Source organism: Streptomyces sp. NPDC041068, from assembly GCF_040647455.1.
Lineage (GTDB): Bacteria > Actinomycetota > Actinomycetes > Streptomycetales > Streptomycetaceae > Streptomyces.
In genome coordinates, this window is the sequence record NZ_JBEZCG010000023.1 from 28,484 (window position 1) to 43,615 (window position 15,132).

General features: G+C 70.6%; 13 protein-coding genes. 3 read left to right on the forward strand and 10 right to left on the reverse strand.

The genetic code is table 11. From position 1 onward, the window contains the following. The first annotated feature begins 41 nt into the window (after positions 1 to 41). A complete protein-coding gene (locus AB0B50_RS38560) occupies positions 42 to 218 on the forward strand; it encodes a hypothetical protein (RefSeq protein WP_362340753.1) in 177 nt (58 codons plus the stop codon). A gap of 290 nt (positions 219 to 508) precedes the next feature. Here AB0B50_RS38560 and AB0B50_RS38565 read toward each other — a convergent pair whose 3' ends face one another. Further along, the gene (locus AB0B50_RS38565; RefSeq protein ID WP_362340755.1) at positions 509 to 1,465 is read right to left on the reverse strand and encodes a hypothetical protein; all 957 of its coding nucleotides are present in this window, start codon (positions 1,463 to 1,465) and stop codon (positions 509 to 511) included. A 51-nt stretch (positions 1,466 to 1,516) separates the two neighbouring features. Beyond that, positions 1,517 to 1,990 (reverse strand): cupin domain-containing protein, encoded by a 474-nt coding sequence (locus tag AB0B50_RS38570; RefSeq protein WP_362340756.1) that lies wholly within the window; start codon positions 1,988 to 1,990, stop codon positions 1,517 to 1,519. A gap of 201 nt (positions 1,991 to 2,191) precedes the next feature. Here AB0B50_RS38570 and AB0B50_RS38575 point away from each other — a divergent pair, with 201 nt between their 5' ends. Further along, entirely contained in the window at positions 2,192 to 3,283 is a 1,092-nt protein-coding gene (locus AB0B50_RS38575; RefSeq protein WP_362340758.1) for an acyl-CoA dehydrogenase family protein, read from the forward strand. A 152-nt stretch (positions 3,284 to 3,435) separates the two neighbouring features. Further along, the gene (locus tag AB0B50_RS38580; protein ID WP_362340759.1) at positions 3,436 to 3,939 is read left to right on the forward strand and encodes a hypothetical protein; all 504 of its coding nucleotides are present in this window, start codon (positions 3,436 to 3,438) and stop codon (positions 3,937 to 3,939) included. 62 nt (positions 3,940 to 4,001) lie between these two features. Here AB0B50_RS38580 and AB0B50_RS38585 read toward each other — a convergent pair whose 3' ends face one another. From AB0B50_RS38585 to AB0B50_RS38620, 8 genes are all read right to left on the reverse strand, one after another. Beyond that, positions 4,002 to 6,602, reverse strand: a complete 2,601-nt coding sequence (locus AB0B50_RS38585; protein ID WP_362340761.1) for an acyl-CoA reductase — start codon at positions 6,600 to 6,602, stop codon at positions 4,002 to 4,004. Then, positions 6,599 to 7,777 carry an acyl-protein synthase gene (locus AB0B50_RS38590; protein WP_362340763.1) on the reverse strand — a complete coding sequence of 393 codons (1,179 nt, stop codon included), beginning with the start codon at positions 7,775 to 7,777 and terminating at the stop codon, positions 6,599 to 6,601. Before AB0B50_RS38590 ends, AB0B50_RS38585 begins: the two co-directional genes overlap by 4 nt. Next, positions 7,774 to 8,925, reverse strand: coding sequence for a GNAT family N-acetyltransferase (locus AB0B50_RS38595; RefSeq protein ID WP_362340765.1), 1,152 nt, complete (start codon positions 8,923 to 8,925; stop codon positions 7,774 to 7,776). Before AB0B50_RS38595 ends, AB0B50_RS38590 begins: the two co-directional genes overlap by 4 nt. Next, complete coding sequence (locus AB0B50_RS38600) at positions 8,922 to 10,271, reverse strand: MFS transporter (RefSeq protein WP_362340767.1); 1,350 nt, start codon at positions 10,269 to 10,271, stop codon at positions 8,922 to 8,924. Before AB0B50_RS38600 ends, AB0B50_RS38595 begins: the two co-directional genes overlap by 4 nt. Next, positions 10,268 to 11,530, reverse strand: a complete 1,263-nt coding sequence (locus tag AB0B50_RS38605; RefSeq protein ID WP_362340769.1) for a phenylacetate--CoA ligase family protein — start codon at positions 11,528 to 11,530, stop codon at positions 10,268 to 10,270. The genes AB0B50_RS38600 and AB0B50_RS38605 overlap by 4 nt, the downstream gene beginning before the upstream one ends. Positions 11,531 to 11,948: 418 nt before the next feature. Continuing rightward, entirely contained in the window at positions 11,949 to 13,208 is a 1,260-nt protein-coding gene (locus AB0B50_RS38610) for a HAMP domain-containing sensor histidine kinase (protein ID WP_362340771.1), read from the reverse strand. A 10-nt stretch (positions 13,209 to 13,218) separates the two neighbouring features. Next, positions 13,219 to 14,016 (reverse strand): response regulator transcription factor, encoded by a 798-nt coding sequence (locus AB0B50_RS38615; protein ID WP_362340773.1) that lies wholly within the window; start codon positions 14,014 to 14,016, stop codon positions 13,219 to 13,221. Positions 14,017 to 14,142: 126 nt separating this feature from the next. Further along, a complete protein-coding gene (locus tag AB0B50_RS38620) occupies positions 14,143 to 15,003 on the reverse strand; it encodes an endonuclease/exonuclease/phosphatase family protein (protein WP_362340774.1) in 861 nt (286 codons plus the stop codon). Positions 15,004 to 15,132: the final 129 nt, after the last annotated feature.

Sequence of the window (15,132 nt, forward strand, 5' to 3'; positions counted from 1 at the left end):
CGACGACGAACCAGGCGCGAGGTTTCCCCAAGGACAGAGTCATGATGGTGAAGAGCACGACCCCCAACAGGGCGAAGATGTTCAGGAGCCTGGTGCAGAAGATGAAGAACATGCCGACGCTGATGAATCCGGCAGCGTCGCCCCACATCCCGACCGTGTCCCCACCGGCCGGTTTCGTGAAGGCGCTGACGCCGTCTTCTTGCCCTGCGCGCCGGTGAGGGTCTCAAGGTTGTTGGCCTTGTTGTACGTACTTCACCGTGCCGGAAGGCCGAGGCCGTCGTAGGTGTAGGTGGTCTTGCCCGGCGGGTTCGGCGGGGTGGCCTTGGACAGGCTGCCCTTGGCGTCCGCTCAGGGACCAGCAATGGTCCCTCGCAGACGGCTTCGGCTGGAAAAGGGGTCCTTCGCCGTGGAACCGTCACGTGTCTGCGGCCCTCACCACTTCTTTCGTGGTGAGGGCCGCGTCACGTGCGAGGGTCCGTCAAGAGCGACTCCGCCAACGGCAGTCGGGTCAGCCGCGCGCCGGAGTGAGGATGTCGTCCGAGAAGCGCGGTACCTCGGCGTTCTCCTGCCGGTTGCCGTTCTTCTCGTAGATCCACTTGCCGGCCAGCGCCGGGATCCAGGCCGAGAACTCGCTCTGGGTGAGGTCCGAGGGGACCTTGGCGCCCAGTCGGTTGAGATCGGCCGCGGGCAGTCGCGTGCTCGGATCGATCTGCTCGGAAGGGGAGTTCGCCATCGTGGTGTCCCACACCTGGAGGGCGAAGGTCGTGCAGTTCCTGGCCGGGGTGCCGGCCCAGCCGCCGGTCAGCAAGTAGTTCCAGCTGGGCAGCAGGGTGTACTTCTCGTCGGCCTGCTTGCGCCGCTCGATCTCCCGCTCGAACGCGGCCTGTTGGGGCGCGCTGAGCGTCTTGCAGCGGGCCGCGCGCGGAGCGTACGCGCCCTCACGGTCCTGCTTGCGGCTCGGCCGGTCCCACTCGACCAGGGGCTTGCCGGGCGCGTTGATGTCGTAGCCCGTGTAGTTGATGGACATGCCGTCCACCGCGCTGCCGTCGCCGTTGAGGCCGTCGGGGTCCTGGGGCTGGAAGGAGTACGTGTCGTAGCGCGCGGTCTCACCCGTGGCGAGCTTGCGCTTGAACGCGCCGTGGTCGTTGAAGTGCACGAGCCAGCTGTGGCCGAAGACGTGCTGGCTGACGTTCAGTTCGTACAGCAGCTTGTTCATCTGCTCGGAGTAGGAGAGCTGACCGTACTTGGCCTTGAAGTCCTTGGAGTTCCAGACGTCGTAGGCGCGGGTTCCCACGTCCCAGACGTAGCCGCCGGTGGTCCTTTCGGTGGTCTCGGTGCTGTATATGCACAGGGTGTTGTCCTGCGGGGGTGCGGCCTGTTCGGCCGCGGTGGCGGGGCCGGCGATGAGGCCCGTGACCAGGATCGTCAGGGCGGAGGAGGACGTAAGCAAACTGCGGAAATTCACAGGGAATGTATACATGTCGTGAAGCGTCCGGTGATCATTCCAAGATCACTTTCAAGCCAGCGAGGCTTCGCACCTGCTCAGATCGGGCTCGGCGAGCGGCTTTCCCTCCGGGGTCACGTACGTCACCCAGAGGACCACATCCCGCTTGCCCTCGTTCCGGCCCTCGTGGACGTAACCACTGCCCTCGACGATCGACTGGCCCGCCCTGTACGTGCGCACTCCGCCGGGATGCACCGGTGCATAGTGCGTGAGCCGTCCCGACTTCACCACCCCGATCACCTGGCCGTAGTGACAGTGCCGCCCCGTGCTCGCACCCGGCGGGAGGGTGATCTTCCGGTAGTTGACCTGGGCGGGGCCGCCGACATCGACGCGGACGGAACCCCGCTGCCTGCCCTCGGCGACCTCCTCGATGACCGGAGGCGTCGACTTCCCCTCGGTGGACGAGGCGGGCAGAGCCACCCCCGCCGTCACGACGAACGCCGATGAGACTGCCGCGGTGGCCAGAGCGCGACGGAATGGACGCATGTGTGGCACCTCTCGATGCGGGAGAGGCGGAAGCCGCCGACGGCTTCCGCTCCTGTCGCCTGAGATGGTCGTGCACCGCGGCCGCGACAGTCAGGGCCGAAGGCCTCTTACCGGCCAGTCGGAATCCGGCTGTCCGGGGAGCGATCCGCGCAGAAGACGGCCGGATCGACACCGGCCCTCCGACACTGGAAGATCTTTTCCATGGCCATCGCCCCGGACCCGCACCCGCACCCGCATCCCCGTCCGACCCCGCACCCGCTAGTCGCCCGAGCGCACCGGCTCGCGTCCGACGTGCTCGCGCCCATCGCCGAACGCGTCGACCAGGAAGGCGTTCCGGCGAGCAGCATCGAGGCGATCAAGCGGTCGGGGCTGCTCGGCGTGAGCGCACCGGTGGAGTACGGCGGTTCGGCGGCACCTGCAGCGGTGGCACGTGAGATCGCCGAGATCCTGGCGGGATCCTGTTGCTCGACGTGGTTCGTGCAGACCCAGCACCACACACCGGTCATGACTCTCGCCCAGAGTGAACTGCCCGTACAGGAAAGGCTGTTGGGCCCGCTGGCGCGCGGTGAGCTGCTGTCCGGGGTGGCGTACGCCCACCTGCGTGCGTACCCGCGTGTCCCCGTGCGCGTCACCCGGGACCGCGGCGGCTGGCGCTTCGACGGGCGGGTGCCCTGGTACACGGGCTGGGGGCTCAACGACGTCATGCTGCTGGCCGGGGTGACGGACGCGGACGAGGCGCTCTTCGCCTTCACCGAAGCACGGGCACAGCGGGGACTGCGCCCGTCGGAGCCGATGCGCCTCGCCGCGCTCGGCGCCTCGCGCACCGTGTCGCTGGACCTGGACGGACTCCGGCTGCCCGACGACGCCGTGGCGCTGAGGGCGCCGTACGAGACATGGGCCGCGACCGATCGCCCCAAGAACACCAACGCCTCACCGGCCCTGTTCGGCATCACCGAGTCCGCACTCCGCCTCCTCGATGGCGGCCCGGTCGAGAAGGAGACGGCCCACGCCCTGCGAGCCCGCCTCGACGAGGTCAGACGGCAGGCGTACGCGCTGGCCGACCACCCGGTGCCGTACGAGCGCGTCGAGGAACGGCTGGCGGCCAAGGCGCGCGCGTACGACCTGATGCGGACGGCGACGACGGCGGCCCTGGTGGCCGGCGGCGGCCGCGCCATGTCCCTGGACAGCCGTGCGCAACGGCTGGCTCGCGAGGCGATGTTCCTGCTGGTGCAGGGGCAGACGGCCGAGGTGCGGGACGCACACCTCGGCCATCTGTCGGCGGATGGCTCCTGAAGGAACGTGGCCGCACCGAGCCCGTGGTGGTCACCACCGCTGACGAGAATCCTGAGCGTCACTCGTACGCCGCTCGTGTCACGAGCCCGGCGGCGCGTTCATCAAATTGACTGGCTGCGGTCACCCGGGGGGATGCAAGAGAGGAAAGACGCATGCCAGGCCCGACTCGTTCCGTACTCGCCTCCACTGTTCTCGCGTCCGCGTTGCTGACGGCTCCGGCAACGGCGTTCGCTCAGGCACCGCCGCCGAACACGTCGGCATCCCCGGCGTGCAACATCCCCGACCTCATGCGCGAGGGGAAGGGCGCACAGGAGAAGGCCGAAGCATGGTGCAAGGATGTCCTGTCAGAGGACGTCAAGGAGAAGGTCGTCGCCTGCGCGAAGCGGGAAGTCGACGCAGCGCGGGGGAAGCCCGACTTCGATTACCTGGAAAAGGTGATGGCCAAGTGCGTGGCCGATGCCCTTGCGAAGGATCCCTGCGCATCCGAGAGCAAGGAGAAGAGCGAGCGGTGCGGAAAGAGCTTCCTGGCGGAAAACCCCCGAATCAAGTCCCAGGCCATGTCCTGGATCGGCGAACACTGCCAGGAATTCGTCGGACACATCAAACGGTTCGACTCTCCGTGCGCCTGCGGAAAGGCTCTTGCGGGACAGCTCTAGCGGAGCATTTCAGCGGTTGAGGCAGCCGGGCCGGGGCCGTGCTCGCCCCGGCCCGGCCGCGATCACGCCGAAGTCGCCCTGAGATCGATCACCGTACGCAACTTGCCGCTCCCCGCGGTGCGTTCGAGGTCCTCACCGTCGACGATCTCGACCGCGCACGTCAGCAGCTCCTCCTCGGTGACCGCCGCGCCGAGTTCAGGGATGGCCGACAGGAACGCGGCGCGCGCACGCTCCGGATCCGTGGCGTACGCGCGGTCCAGGCGCACGGTCAGGTCCTCGCGGGCGGCCTTGCTGCTCAGGACCAGCTGCAGCTCGCCGCGGTAGCCCAACTGTTCCTGCGCGCACTCCACAAAGCGGCGGTAGTTGTAGAAGTACGTACCCACGCGCACCACATCGCCGTAGCGGCCCAGGAGTTCGATGCGCGGGGCGTGACTGCCGCACGGGCAGACTCCCTCCACCGCGCGGCCCAGGTCGCCGATCTGGTAGCGATCCAGGCGCTGGCCGGCGCGGGTGCGGCTGGTGAAGACCAGGCGGCCCGGCTGACCCGCCGTCACCGGTCGGTCCTCCTGCGGGTCCAGGATCTCCAGGGTGTGCAGATCCGACAGGACGTGGTGCACCGCGCCCTCGGCGTGCGTGCACTGGTAGCCGAGCGGTCCCAGGTCCGTACTGCCGTAGGAGGCGGAGCGGATGACCTCGACGCCGAAGGTGTCGGTGAGGATCCGGCGCTGCTCGGCGGTGAAGTGCTCGCCGCCGTAGAAGACCTTGCGTATGCCTCCGTAGGAGCGCAGCAGTTCGCTCTGGGAGTGGAAGAGCTGCCACAGGTAGGAGGGCATGCCGAAGACCGCGTCGGCGCGGTGGGTCACCAGGGCCTCGGCGACCGCGGCGTGGTCGCCGCCCGCCGCCAGGGGGATCTGGGTCGCGTTCAGCCGCTCCAGGATGGAGAAGAAGCTGATGAACCCGCCGTACATGCCGCCGCAGTAGAAGAGGTTGGCGGCACGGTCGCGGGCCGGGTCGAAGCCTGCGGCGAGCAGGCCGTGCGCGGCGGCCCGCATCTGGGTGTCGTAGTCGTGGTTGGTGAACAGGGACAGGGCCGGGGCGCCCGTGGTGCCGCCGCTGCGGAAGTGGAGGTGGGCGTGTTCGGGTGCCAGGGTGGCCAACTGCCGCTGCACGTCCGCCTTGTCGAGGAGGGGGCCGGTCGGCGGCGCGGGCGACGGGGTGGCCGCGACGAGGTCGTCCAGACATCCGGTGGTCGCAAAGGCGTCGTCGGCCCGGACGCTGACGCGGCGGCTGTAGCGCTGGAGGGCGTAGACGCCGTCGTGCGGCTCGCCGTCGTAGCCGTCCAGCATGGCGCCGACCGGGGTGACGCGCAGTGCGCCCGCCGTCAGCAGGGCGCGGGAGAGCCGGGCGATGTCGGCGCGGCCGCCGCCGACGGCGACCGTCTGGAGATAGCGGCGCATCGGCCGCAGCGTGGCGGTGATGTCCCGGGCGGGCAGCGGCTTGACCCAGACGCTGCGGTTCAGCGGCGACGCGGTGAGCGCGGGCCGGGTGTCGGCCAGGACCCGCCAGGTGCCGTCCTCGGCGGCGACGACCTTGGTCAGGCCCAGATGCTCTTCGAGGCGGGCGAGGAGTTCGGTGGTCGTGATCTCGGCCTGCTCGGCGGGGCTCAGGTCCGCGACCGTTCCGGCCCCGGTGGCAAGGGCGGTGGCCGAGGCCTTGGCGAGGACCGGCGCGAAGTCCTCGGCGAAGGCGAAGACCTCCTCGGTGTCCTCGGTGTCCAGATAGATCACCTGAGGGCTGGAGCACGCCTGCTGGTCCAGGCGGCAGACGTCCGCGGCCAGGGCCGCCAGGGACGCCGGGTCCTGCCAGGCCTCGCGGGTCAGATAGGCGAAGGAGATCTTGTGCCCCCACTCGACCAACCGGCAGCCCGGCGGCGCGAGTTCGGCGACGGAGGCCGCCGCGTCCTCGCCGCCCCACACGGCGATCGCGTCCGCGGGGGCGCACATCAGCCGCAGCCACTCCTGGCGGGCGGACGGGAACCGCAGGGCGACGACGCGGCGGGCGAGCGTGCCGGTGGGGTCGGCGGCCGCCAGCTCGGCGAGCAGGTGAAGGGCGAGCGGGGAGTCGCTGCTGCTGATCTTGAGTACGTTGACGTTGCCGGTCAGCAGGCCCTCGACGACGCTCAGCGGGGCGACCGCCGCCGCGTTGCCGGGGGCGATGTGTGCCAGCAGACCGACCGGGGCCCACGCCTCGAAGACGGTCTCGCGGGCATCGGGCCGGGTGAGCCGATCGGGTGCCGTGCCGCCCAGCTCGCGCCGGAGCTTGCGTTCCAGGGCGGGCCTGGCGAGTGCGGCGGACAGCTCGGTGAGGATCGCCTGCGCCTCGGCGAAGTCGCCGGTGGACAAGGACAGTTGGGCGGCGAGCCGATCCCGTACAGGATTCCCGGAGTCGCCCAGCGCGGCGCTGAGCGCGGCACACGCGCTCAGGACGGTCTCGGTGGGCAGCGGCTCGGCGAGGGCTCGCTCGACCAGGCCGGGGAGATCCGCGAGACGGGCTGAGGCCTCGGTGTCGTCGATGAACTCGCCCTGCCAGAAATGGAGTTCGCTGGTCACTACGGAGGTCGCTTCCCTGCTGCTCGTCGTCTTGATGGTCGTCACGGTGCTCACGCACGCCCCTTCAACAGCTCGGCCGCGGCCACCGCGCAGCTGCGGTTGCGGCTCACCCCGGCGCGCCCGTGGACGGTGAACCACGGTGTGGGTAGCGGGCATCCGCACTCCTCGGCGGGGTGCAGCGAGGCGAGGTCGCCCATCACGACGCTCTGCGCCGGTACGGAGGTGATGTACGGCGAGACCAGATGCAGGAAGCCGCGCTCCCCGTACCCCAGCGGACGCAGGGTGCGGGTTTCGCGCACCGCGGCCCGCGACCAGACGGGCACGTGCAACCGGTGCTCGGCGCACTCGATGTAGGGCACGCAGTGTTCCACCGAGCCGAAGGTGTCCCGGATCCGCTCCGGTTCGACGCCGAGGAGCTCGGTTACACGCGCGTAGAACTCCGCCTTGCCGATCTGCCGGTCGGCGTGCCCCTTCCAGCCGCCGCCGAGGACCACCAGGGAGCCCGACGGCAGCTCGATCGGCGGCAGCCCCTGAGCGCGCATCCGCTCCAGGGTGAAGTGCAGGAACGCGGGGAAGCCGAGGATGCGGACGGGCAGGCCCTCCTCCGCGTACTGGCGCAGCGCCCTGATGCAGCCGTACACATCGAACTCGTGACCCTCGCCGGTGTGCCGCAGCGCGTGTGTGACGCCCTTGGCCGGGGCGAAGTCGCACAGGTAGTTGTCGGTGAAGGACGTGCCGAGCTTCATGCTCGGGGCCGGTTCGTAGCTGTAGAGCAGGTAGTTGACGGGTTGGTCGGGGGTGATCCAGCCGTAGTGGTCGAAGATCCGGGCCACCATGCGCTGCGCGGAGCGGATGGTCCACTCGTCGAAGAACATCTGTGACTTCTGGCCGGTGGTGCCGGAGGACGTCAGATGCAGGAAGACGTCGTCGCGCGGGACGGAGAGCACCTCGTGGCGCTTGAAGAAGTTGGCATGGATCAGCGGGGTGCGGACGCCCGCGCCCACCGTCGGCGCCGGGACTTCCGGGGCGTCGGCGAGCAGCGAGCGGAAGAACGGCGAGCGGGCCGCGTGGCAGTCGTTCGCCTCGGCCATGGCGGCCGCGAACAGCGCGTCGGTGTCCGGCCCTTGGACGTACGGCTCGGCCAGGTCGCACAACCGCTGGACATGCGCCAGGGCCTGCGGGTCCGGTACCTGGACAGGGGCGAGATAGGGGGTGGTGTCGGTGTTCACAGGGTGACCTCGTGACGGGGCAGATAGGTGGCGGCCCAGGCCGTCAGGTAGGCGCTCACATAGGGCTGGAGCGGCCCGCCGACGGCGAGGGACCGGAAGTCGATCTGGCGGCTCGTGCGGGAGAGCACGACGTAGTCGTGGAAGCGCTCGCCGATGCGGCGCATGGCCGGATAGACGGCGCTGGGGACGAAACCCGCGGCCAGGAAGGCGGTCAGGCTCGCGGTGTCGGACAGCGGAAGGAGCGTCTCGACGTAGTCGGCGCCGGCCCGGGAGACCGTCGCCATCAAGGGCTCCAGGGCCTGCGTGACCGCAGCCGGGTAGGGGTGCACGGCGATCAGCGCACAGCTCCCGGCGACCGGGTCGAGATCCACGTACGCCTCGAACGCGCCGTCCGGCGGCACCAGTACGGCGTTGGGCGCGTGCAGCGGGTAGTAGCGCCCTGCCGGGTCGGGAAAGAGCTCCAGGAAGCGACGGCGTACGAAGCCGGGCGCGCCGACCACTTCCAGGTCTGCGGTCGGCGGAGCGGCCGGGCCCTCGGGACGCGCCGAGCCCAGCGTGTCCGAGGGCAGCACCGTGCCGTAGGGGACGCCGGTGCTGTTCTCGGCGGCGGCGAGCAGCGGGCCGAGCGCGGCGGGCGCCCGGGTGACCTTCTCGCGCCGGGCCAGCACCCCGTCGGCGAAGCGGGCGAACAGGCCGAGGCTCTCGCAGCCCGCCACCTCGGCGGCGTTGGGCAGCAGGCCGAGCGGCCTGAACCCGTTGCGGACCACGACGTGTTGGGGACCTTCGGTGACCATCCGCACGGTGGCGTACACCGAGTCCAGACGGCCGGTGGCGCATGCCGCGGCGCACACCGCGCCGGTGAGGCGTCCGGCAAGGCCGCCGCGGCGGCGGTCCGGGTGGACCGCGAGGCCGACGAGCTTGCCGATGCGGCTGCCCGGGTCGGTCTGGACGACCGCCGAGCCCGCGAGCTCCCCGGTCCCCGCCAGGCGGGCGGTGAGCCAGTGGGTGTGCGGGTCGGTGATCAGCCGGCGCATCACCGCCGGGTCGCTGCCCAGGGGCACCGGGTACCCGTGGCCGTACACGTCGAAGTACAACTGCCGCAGTTCCGCGATGTCCTGGAGTGCCGCGGGGGCGATGGTGACGGTCATCGGGCACCTTCGAGGGAGGCGGTGTCGACGCAGATGTCCTGGGAGCTCTCCGGTGCCGACGCGCAGGGCATCGCAGTCCCGTCCTGCGCGGTCATGCGCCCTCGCCGCCCGAGCAGGAACAGGGCCACCGCGACCGGAGCCAGACCCACGCCCTGGACCAGGCAGAGCCAGCGCGCCCCCAGGTGGTCGCCGAGCACCCCGAAGACCAGCGAGGACAGCGGGAAGGTGGCGCCCAGCAGGGCCTGCATCACCGCGAAGAACCCCGGCTTGTCGGCGGCCGGGACCGACCGCTGGAACAGAGCGACGAAGCGTACGCCGATCACGCCGACGCACCAGCCCGCAAGGGCAAGCGACACCAGGGCCACGGCGAGGCCCGGCACCAGCCCCGGCATCCCCAGCGCGAGCGCCATCAGAGCCAGGCAGGTTCCGCCGGCCGCGGTCGGGGAGCCCGGAAGGCGACCTCCGGTGAAGGAGCCGAGCAGGGTTCCCACGCCCAGAGCCGCCTCCAGCGCGGCGACCGTCGATCCCTGCCCGTGCAGCACCGAGCGGGTGTACAGCGGCATCACGACGAACACGGCCGTGGTGAAGACGTTCGCCGCGGCGAAGCAGAGCAACACCTGCCGGATGAACGGCAGTTCACCCAGGATGTGCCGCAGCGTACGCCGCTGCGGCACATCGCCCGGGGCGTGTGCGGCAAGGGTTTCGGCGGTCCGGGGGAAGCGGGTCAGCGCGACGAGCACGGCCGCGGCGAGGTACGCGCCCGCGCACCCGGCGACGATGCCCGCCAGGTCCCAGGCGTCGACCAGCAGCGGGCCAAGCAGCCCGCCGGCGAGCCCGGCCAGGGACTGCGTGGCGAGTTCGAAGCCGGTCGCGGCCTCGATGTCGGCGTCCTCGACCAGTTCGGGCACCGAGGTGGTCAGGCACGGGTCGAAGAGGGCCTGGCAGCCCGCGAGGAGCAGGGCCGCGCCGTAGACCATGCCGGTGGGCGGCTGCGCCGCGTACGTCCAGGTGGCTGTCGCGGTGGCGACAAGACCCGCCACGGCCGCCGCGCCCGCGAGCACACTGCGGTGCGGACAGCGGGCGACGATCCGCGCGACCAGCGGGACAAGGACCACAGCGGGCAGCGTGGAGACCGCGAGGAAGGCCCCGGAGGCAAGACCCCGGTCGGCGCCCGCGGCCTGGCTGACCAGCCACCACACCACGCCGACCTGGAACATCCGGGACGCCGCCTGGGTGAGGACCTGAGCGGCCCAGACCGCCCCGAAGGCGGGGTTGCGCAGCACCACGGGAAGCTGTCCGCGGGATGCCGGCGCACCGCCGCTGCCGGTTCTGCAGGGCGCGGTCATGACACCATCCGTTCGTCCACGACGCGGATCAGCTTGCCCGAGCGCGAGTTGACGGCCAGCTCGCCGTGGCGCACCCATTCCACCGACAGCGGATGGATGTGCCCGGCGTCGACCGCGTCGCCGAACGACGCCCGGTCGGCCAGGAGTTGCTTGCGGATCGCCTCGGCGAGGTCGTCGCGCCCGGCCGTGTCCCCGTCGCCGGCGAGACGCAGCCGCAGGCCGTCCCGCCCGTCCCAGTGGCGCACCACCAGCTGCACCCCGGTCACCCGTCCCGCGACATCGGCGCCGCGGACGAGGTCCTGCACGTCCTCGGTGTACAGCGAGACGGGCCCGACGCGGACGCCCTCCTGCGAGCGGCCCAGGATGCGGAAGTGCCCGGGGCCGGTGCCGGTCCACTCGGCGCGGTCGCCCGCCGGATAGCGCAGCACGGGCATCAGCCGTCGGCGCAGGTCACTGACCACGACCTTGCCCGGGACCCCCGCTTCGGTGATCGGTTCGCCGCTCTCCTCGTCGAGGATCTCCACGGTGGAGTACGGGGTGAAGGCGCGGTGCACGCGCGAGTCGGGCCCCGGCACGGCGCACCCCAGCAGCCCCGCGTCGACACTGGCGTAACCCACCGAGCGCGGGCGGGCGTTGGGGAACGCCTGGGCGAGCAGCGGCTCCTGGTCCCGGTAGAGGCTTTCCCCGCCGAAGAGGAGCAGCTCCACCCGTGGGAGTTGCCGCCCGGCGGCGACGAGATGGTCGGCCAGGGCGCACAGCGTGGTCGGCGTCCCCGCGACCACCTCCACGTCGAACTGCTCCAGGGTGTGCACCGTCGACTCCAGGGGCGCGGCGCCGCCGATCGGCAGCCGGACGTTGGAGACGGGGGAGCGGTGCAACGAGTCGAGGACGAAGGAGAAGCTGGCGTACAGCTCTCCGGCGTAGAAGAGGTCGGCGACCCGATGCCCGGGGCGCAGCCCGGATTCCAGGAGCCCGGCACCGAAAGCGCCGGTGAACTCCCGCCATTCCTCACGGGTGTAGAAGGAGAACTTCGGCGAGCCGGTCGTGCCGCCGCTCTTGAAGACCACGGCTTCGTCGAGGGGACCGGTCAGAAGTCGATTGTCGCGCGGCGTGTTGGCCCGCCAGAACTCGGCCTGGGGTACGACCGGAAGCTGTGTGAGCTCAGTTACATTCTCCGGAACTCCCGCATAGAGATCGGCGTAGAAAGGCGACTGTCGACGGACGAAACGTATGAGTTCCGTCAATGGTTGAACGGGCATCAATTCCTGCTCTGCGGCATACGAAGGCGGCGAAATCCCTTGGAGGGGAGGTCGCCTGAGTGGGTTGGAGTGGCACCCGCCTGCCGGGCCTGCCTGGGACTCCCGTCCTGGGCGGCTCACCGGAACTACGGAGTGCGACCAAGACATTACCGCACCGCGAATGCCCCGATTTCCCGCCCGTGTAACCGCTTCCCGTCACCGAAACCTTCCGGCCAATGTGCGAAGTCGGCCCTTGGGCTCGGTTGGACGGCTCTTCCCGTGGTCGAGGGCTGACGGCGCGTCACCCGCGAGTGAAAAACTCGGCTGGAAAGTATTTGTCGCGATGCTTGCACGCTGAAACGTGTGCAACTGCCGGAGCGCCCATAGGTATTCGCAGGAGCCGATACTCAATCATTAATTCGAGGCACCGTGATTCAACTCACTGGCCCTCGAGTTCGGGGGAGGGGGCGAGCCGCAAGGTGGCGACCGCACCTCCGTCAGGCGCGTCGGCGAAGGTCAGCCGTGCGCCGAGGACCGAGGCCTGGCCGAGCGCGATGGTCAGCCCGAGCCCGTGACCGCGTCCGCGTTCGGCGGCCTCCGTGCGGAAGCGCTGCGGCCCGTGGGCCAGCAGGTCGGCGGGGAAGCCCGCGCCGTGGTCGCGTACGGCGATCCGGGTGCCGGTGACGGTGACCTGGACGGGAGGCGCGCCGTGCCGGTGCGCGTTGGTGACGAGGTTGGTGACGATGCGCTCCACCCGGCGCGGGTCGGTACGCACGACGTCCGCGCCCTCTACGCGCACCTCGTCGGCGCCGCCGCCCCGTCGGACCACGTCGGCGACCAACTCGCCCAGCGGCACCTCGTCGAGCCGCACCTGCTCGGCACCGGCATCGAGGCGGGAGATCTCCAGGAGATCCTCGGTCAGCCCGCGCAGCGTCCCTACCTCGGTACGCACCAGATCCGCCGCCTCGTCGTCCTCGGGGAGCAGACCGGCGGCGGTGACCAAGCCCATCAGAGGGGTGCGCAGTTCATGGGCCACGTCGGCGGTGAAGCGCCGCTCCGACTCCAGCCTCCGCTGGAGGGCGGCAGCCATGACGTCCATGGCCGCGGACATCTCGGTGATCTCGTCGCGGGCCCGGCCGGGGTGCCCGATGCGCGCGTCGAGGTCGCCGTCCGCGATTCTGCGGGCGGTACGGGCGCCGTGCCGCAGCCGCCGGTTGATCGGCTCGGTGGCGAGCGCGGCGAGGGGCACGACAACGGCGAGGGCGGCGAGCACGGACTTGACGATGCTCCGGTCCAGGAGCTGGAGGCTGCGCACCTCGGCGCTCATGTCCGTGCGTACGGCGAGCACCCGGTCGCCGACGGGCACGGCCGCCCACATCCAGTACCAGTTCGGCGGCTTCTCGTCGTACCAAAGGGCGTACTCGCCGTTTCCGCTCAGGCCTGCCAGATCGCGCGCCAGGGGTTCGGGGACCTCGTCCCGCGTCATGAGGTCGGCGGTCGCGGGCCTTTCGCCGGTGCGGGCGTACTCCTGCTCGGCGACGTGCAGTTGAGTCACGGCCCGGTCGCGTCCCGCCCGTTGCCCGTGTTCTCGCGTCGACTGGTGGACGAGCAGACCGACGACCGCGGCGACCGCGCAGCAGGCGGCCGCCGTCAGGGCGGCGATCTTCCAGCGCAGGGCGCGGGGGTCGAGGAATCCCATGGCTGCCGTTTCAGGACGGGGAGAGTTTGTAGCCGAAGCCGCGGACGGTCTTGATGCGGTCGGCGCCGATCTTCTTGCGCAGCCGCACCACGCACAGGTCGACGACCCGGGTGTCGCCCTCCCAGCCGTAGTCCCAGACGTCGCGCAGCAGGCGACGTCGGTCGAGCACGATGCCCGGGTGCTCGGCGAAGGCCAGGAGCAGGCGCAGCTCGGTGGGCGTGAGGGGGACGGTCGTCACGCCGGCCCGGCTCACATTCAGTCCGCGCAGGTCGATGGCCAGGTCGCCGAAGACGAGCGGGCCGTTGTCGGTATCGGAGCCGGAGCCGGAGCCGGAGCCGGAGCCGGAGTTGGGGCCGGAGCCGGAGCCGGAGTTGGGGCCGGGGGCTGGATCGGGATTGGCGGGGGCCGCTGCCCCCGGGTGGAACGTCGCACGACGCAGCAGCATTCGGATACGGGCGACCATGATGCCGATGTCGACCGGCTTGACCACGTAGTCGTCGGCACCGGCCTCGAGGCCGGACACGACGTCGAGAGCGTCGCCCCGGGCGGACATCATCAGGATCGGAACAAGGCTCTCGTCACGAATGCGTCGGCACAGGCCGATGCCGTCCAGCCCCGGCAGCATGACGTCCAGGATCAGCAGATCGTGCTGCCCCGCCCGGAACGCATCAAGGCCCCCAAGGCCGTCCTCGGCGACCGAGACCTCGTACCCATAGCGTTCGAGAGCCAGTTGGACGGCACGGCGGATGACCGCGTCGTCTTCGACCACGAGCACGCTGACCGGGTTCGGGACGGGAGATTCGGACAAGAACTTGCCTTCCGGGGCTTCGAGCGCTTCCTGAGTCTTTCTACGTCTTCCTGGCGACTGGTGGTCGAATCGTAGCTACGCGGCGGTTCGCCCCCCCGGCAGACCGCGTGTTCCGTAAGGGCGGCGTCACAGGCGCAGGGAGGCCGCGACCGGCAGATGGTCGCTGCCCGTGGCGGGCAGGGTCCATGAGGAAACCGGAGTCACCCCCTTGACCATGATCTGGTCGAGGCGGACCACCGGGAACGAGGCCGGCCACGTGAAGCCGAACCCGGCACCCGCCTCCTGCTGTGCCGAACGCAGCTGGGAGGTCAGAGGGCTCAGCGCCGAGTCGTCGGTCGTCCCATTGAAGTCGCCCACCACGACGACCCGGGCAAGCCGTTCCGCCCGGACGGCATCGGCCAGCTTCGCGGCCGCCTCGTTGCGGCGCTCCGTGGTGAATCCGGAGCTCGGCAGGACACGTACGGAAGCGAGGTGCGCGGCATAGAGGGCAACAGGCCCCTTCGGGGTGTCGACCGTGGCACGCAGGGCCCGTGTCCAGGGCATGATCTCCACCGGCTCCACGGCCTGGAGCGGGTGCTTGCTCCACAGCCCGATGCCACCGCGCACCGCGGAGTACGGGTAGGTGCGCGCCAGTTCGCGCTCGTACGTCACCACGGCGGGACGGGACAGTTCTTCCAGAGCCACGACGTCGGCGCCCGCGGCGGACAGCGCCCGCGCGGTCCCACGCGGGTCGCGGTTCCCCTCGTGCACGTTGTGGCCGACCACGACCAAGTCCCCACCGCCGGACTGCTTGTCGAGGAAGGTGCCCGCGAACAGGGAGCACCAGGTGACAGCGGGGACGAGGACAGCGACGCCCGCGAGGGCGGAGCGGCGCGCCACGGCGGCCGCCGACAGCGCCACCACGCTCAGGCCCGTCCACGGCAGCACCGTCTGCAGCAGACTGCCGAGGTTGCCGAAGCCGTTCGGAACGCGGGTGTTGAGGGCCATGACGAGGGCACAGAGCACGGCGGCAGCGGCGACGAGCCGACCCCGCCGCCACGTGCCTGTACGCCACGTTTCTGTAAGCCATGTGCCCGTACGCCACATTCCTGTACGCCACGTGCCCGTACGCCATGG

Bases quoted from the DNA above. Each gene is read 5' to 3' on its own strand.
- AB0B50_RS38580 (WP_362340759.1), top strand. From the start codon at position 3,436: ATGCCAGGCCCGACTCGTTCCGTACTCGCCTCCACTGTTCTCGCGTCC.
- AB0B50_RS38570 (WP_362340756.1), bottom strand. From the start codon at position 1,990: ATGCGTCCATTCCGTCGCGCTCTGGCCACCGCGGCAGTCTCATCGGCG.
- AB0B50_RS38600 (WP_362340767.1), bottom strand. From the start codon at position 10,271: ATGACCGCGCCCTGCAGAACCGGCAGCGGCGGTGCGCCGGCATCCCGC.
- AB0B50_RS38575 (WP_362340758.1), top strand. From the start codon at position 2,192: ATGGCCATCGCCCCGGACCCGCACCCGCACCCGCATCCCCGTCCGACC.
- AB0B50_RS38560 (WP_362340753.1), top strand. From the start codon at position 42: ATGATGGTGAAGAGCACGACCCCCAACAGGGCGAAGATGTTCAGGAGC.
- AB0B50_RS38620 (WP_362340774.1), bottom strand. From the start codon at position 15,003: ATGGCCCTCAACACCCGCGTTCCGAACGGCTTCGGCAACCTCGGCAGT.
- AB0B50_RS38610 (WP_362340771.1), bottom strand. From the start codon at position 13,208: ATGGGATTCCTCGACCCCCGCGCCCTGCGCTGGAAGATCGCCGCCCTG.
- AB0B50_RS38595 (WP_362340765.1), bottom strand. From the start codon at position 8,925: ATGACCGTCACCATCGCCCCCGCGGCACTCCAGGACATCGCGGAACTG.
- AB0B50_RS38605 (WP_362340769.1), bottom strand. From the start codon at position 11,530: ATGCCCGTTCAACCATTGACGGAACTCATACGTTTCGTCCGTCGACAG.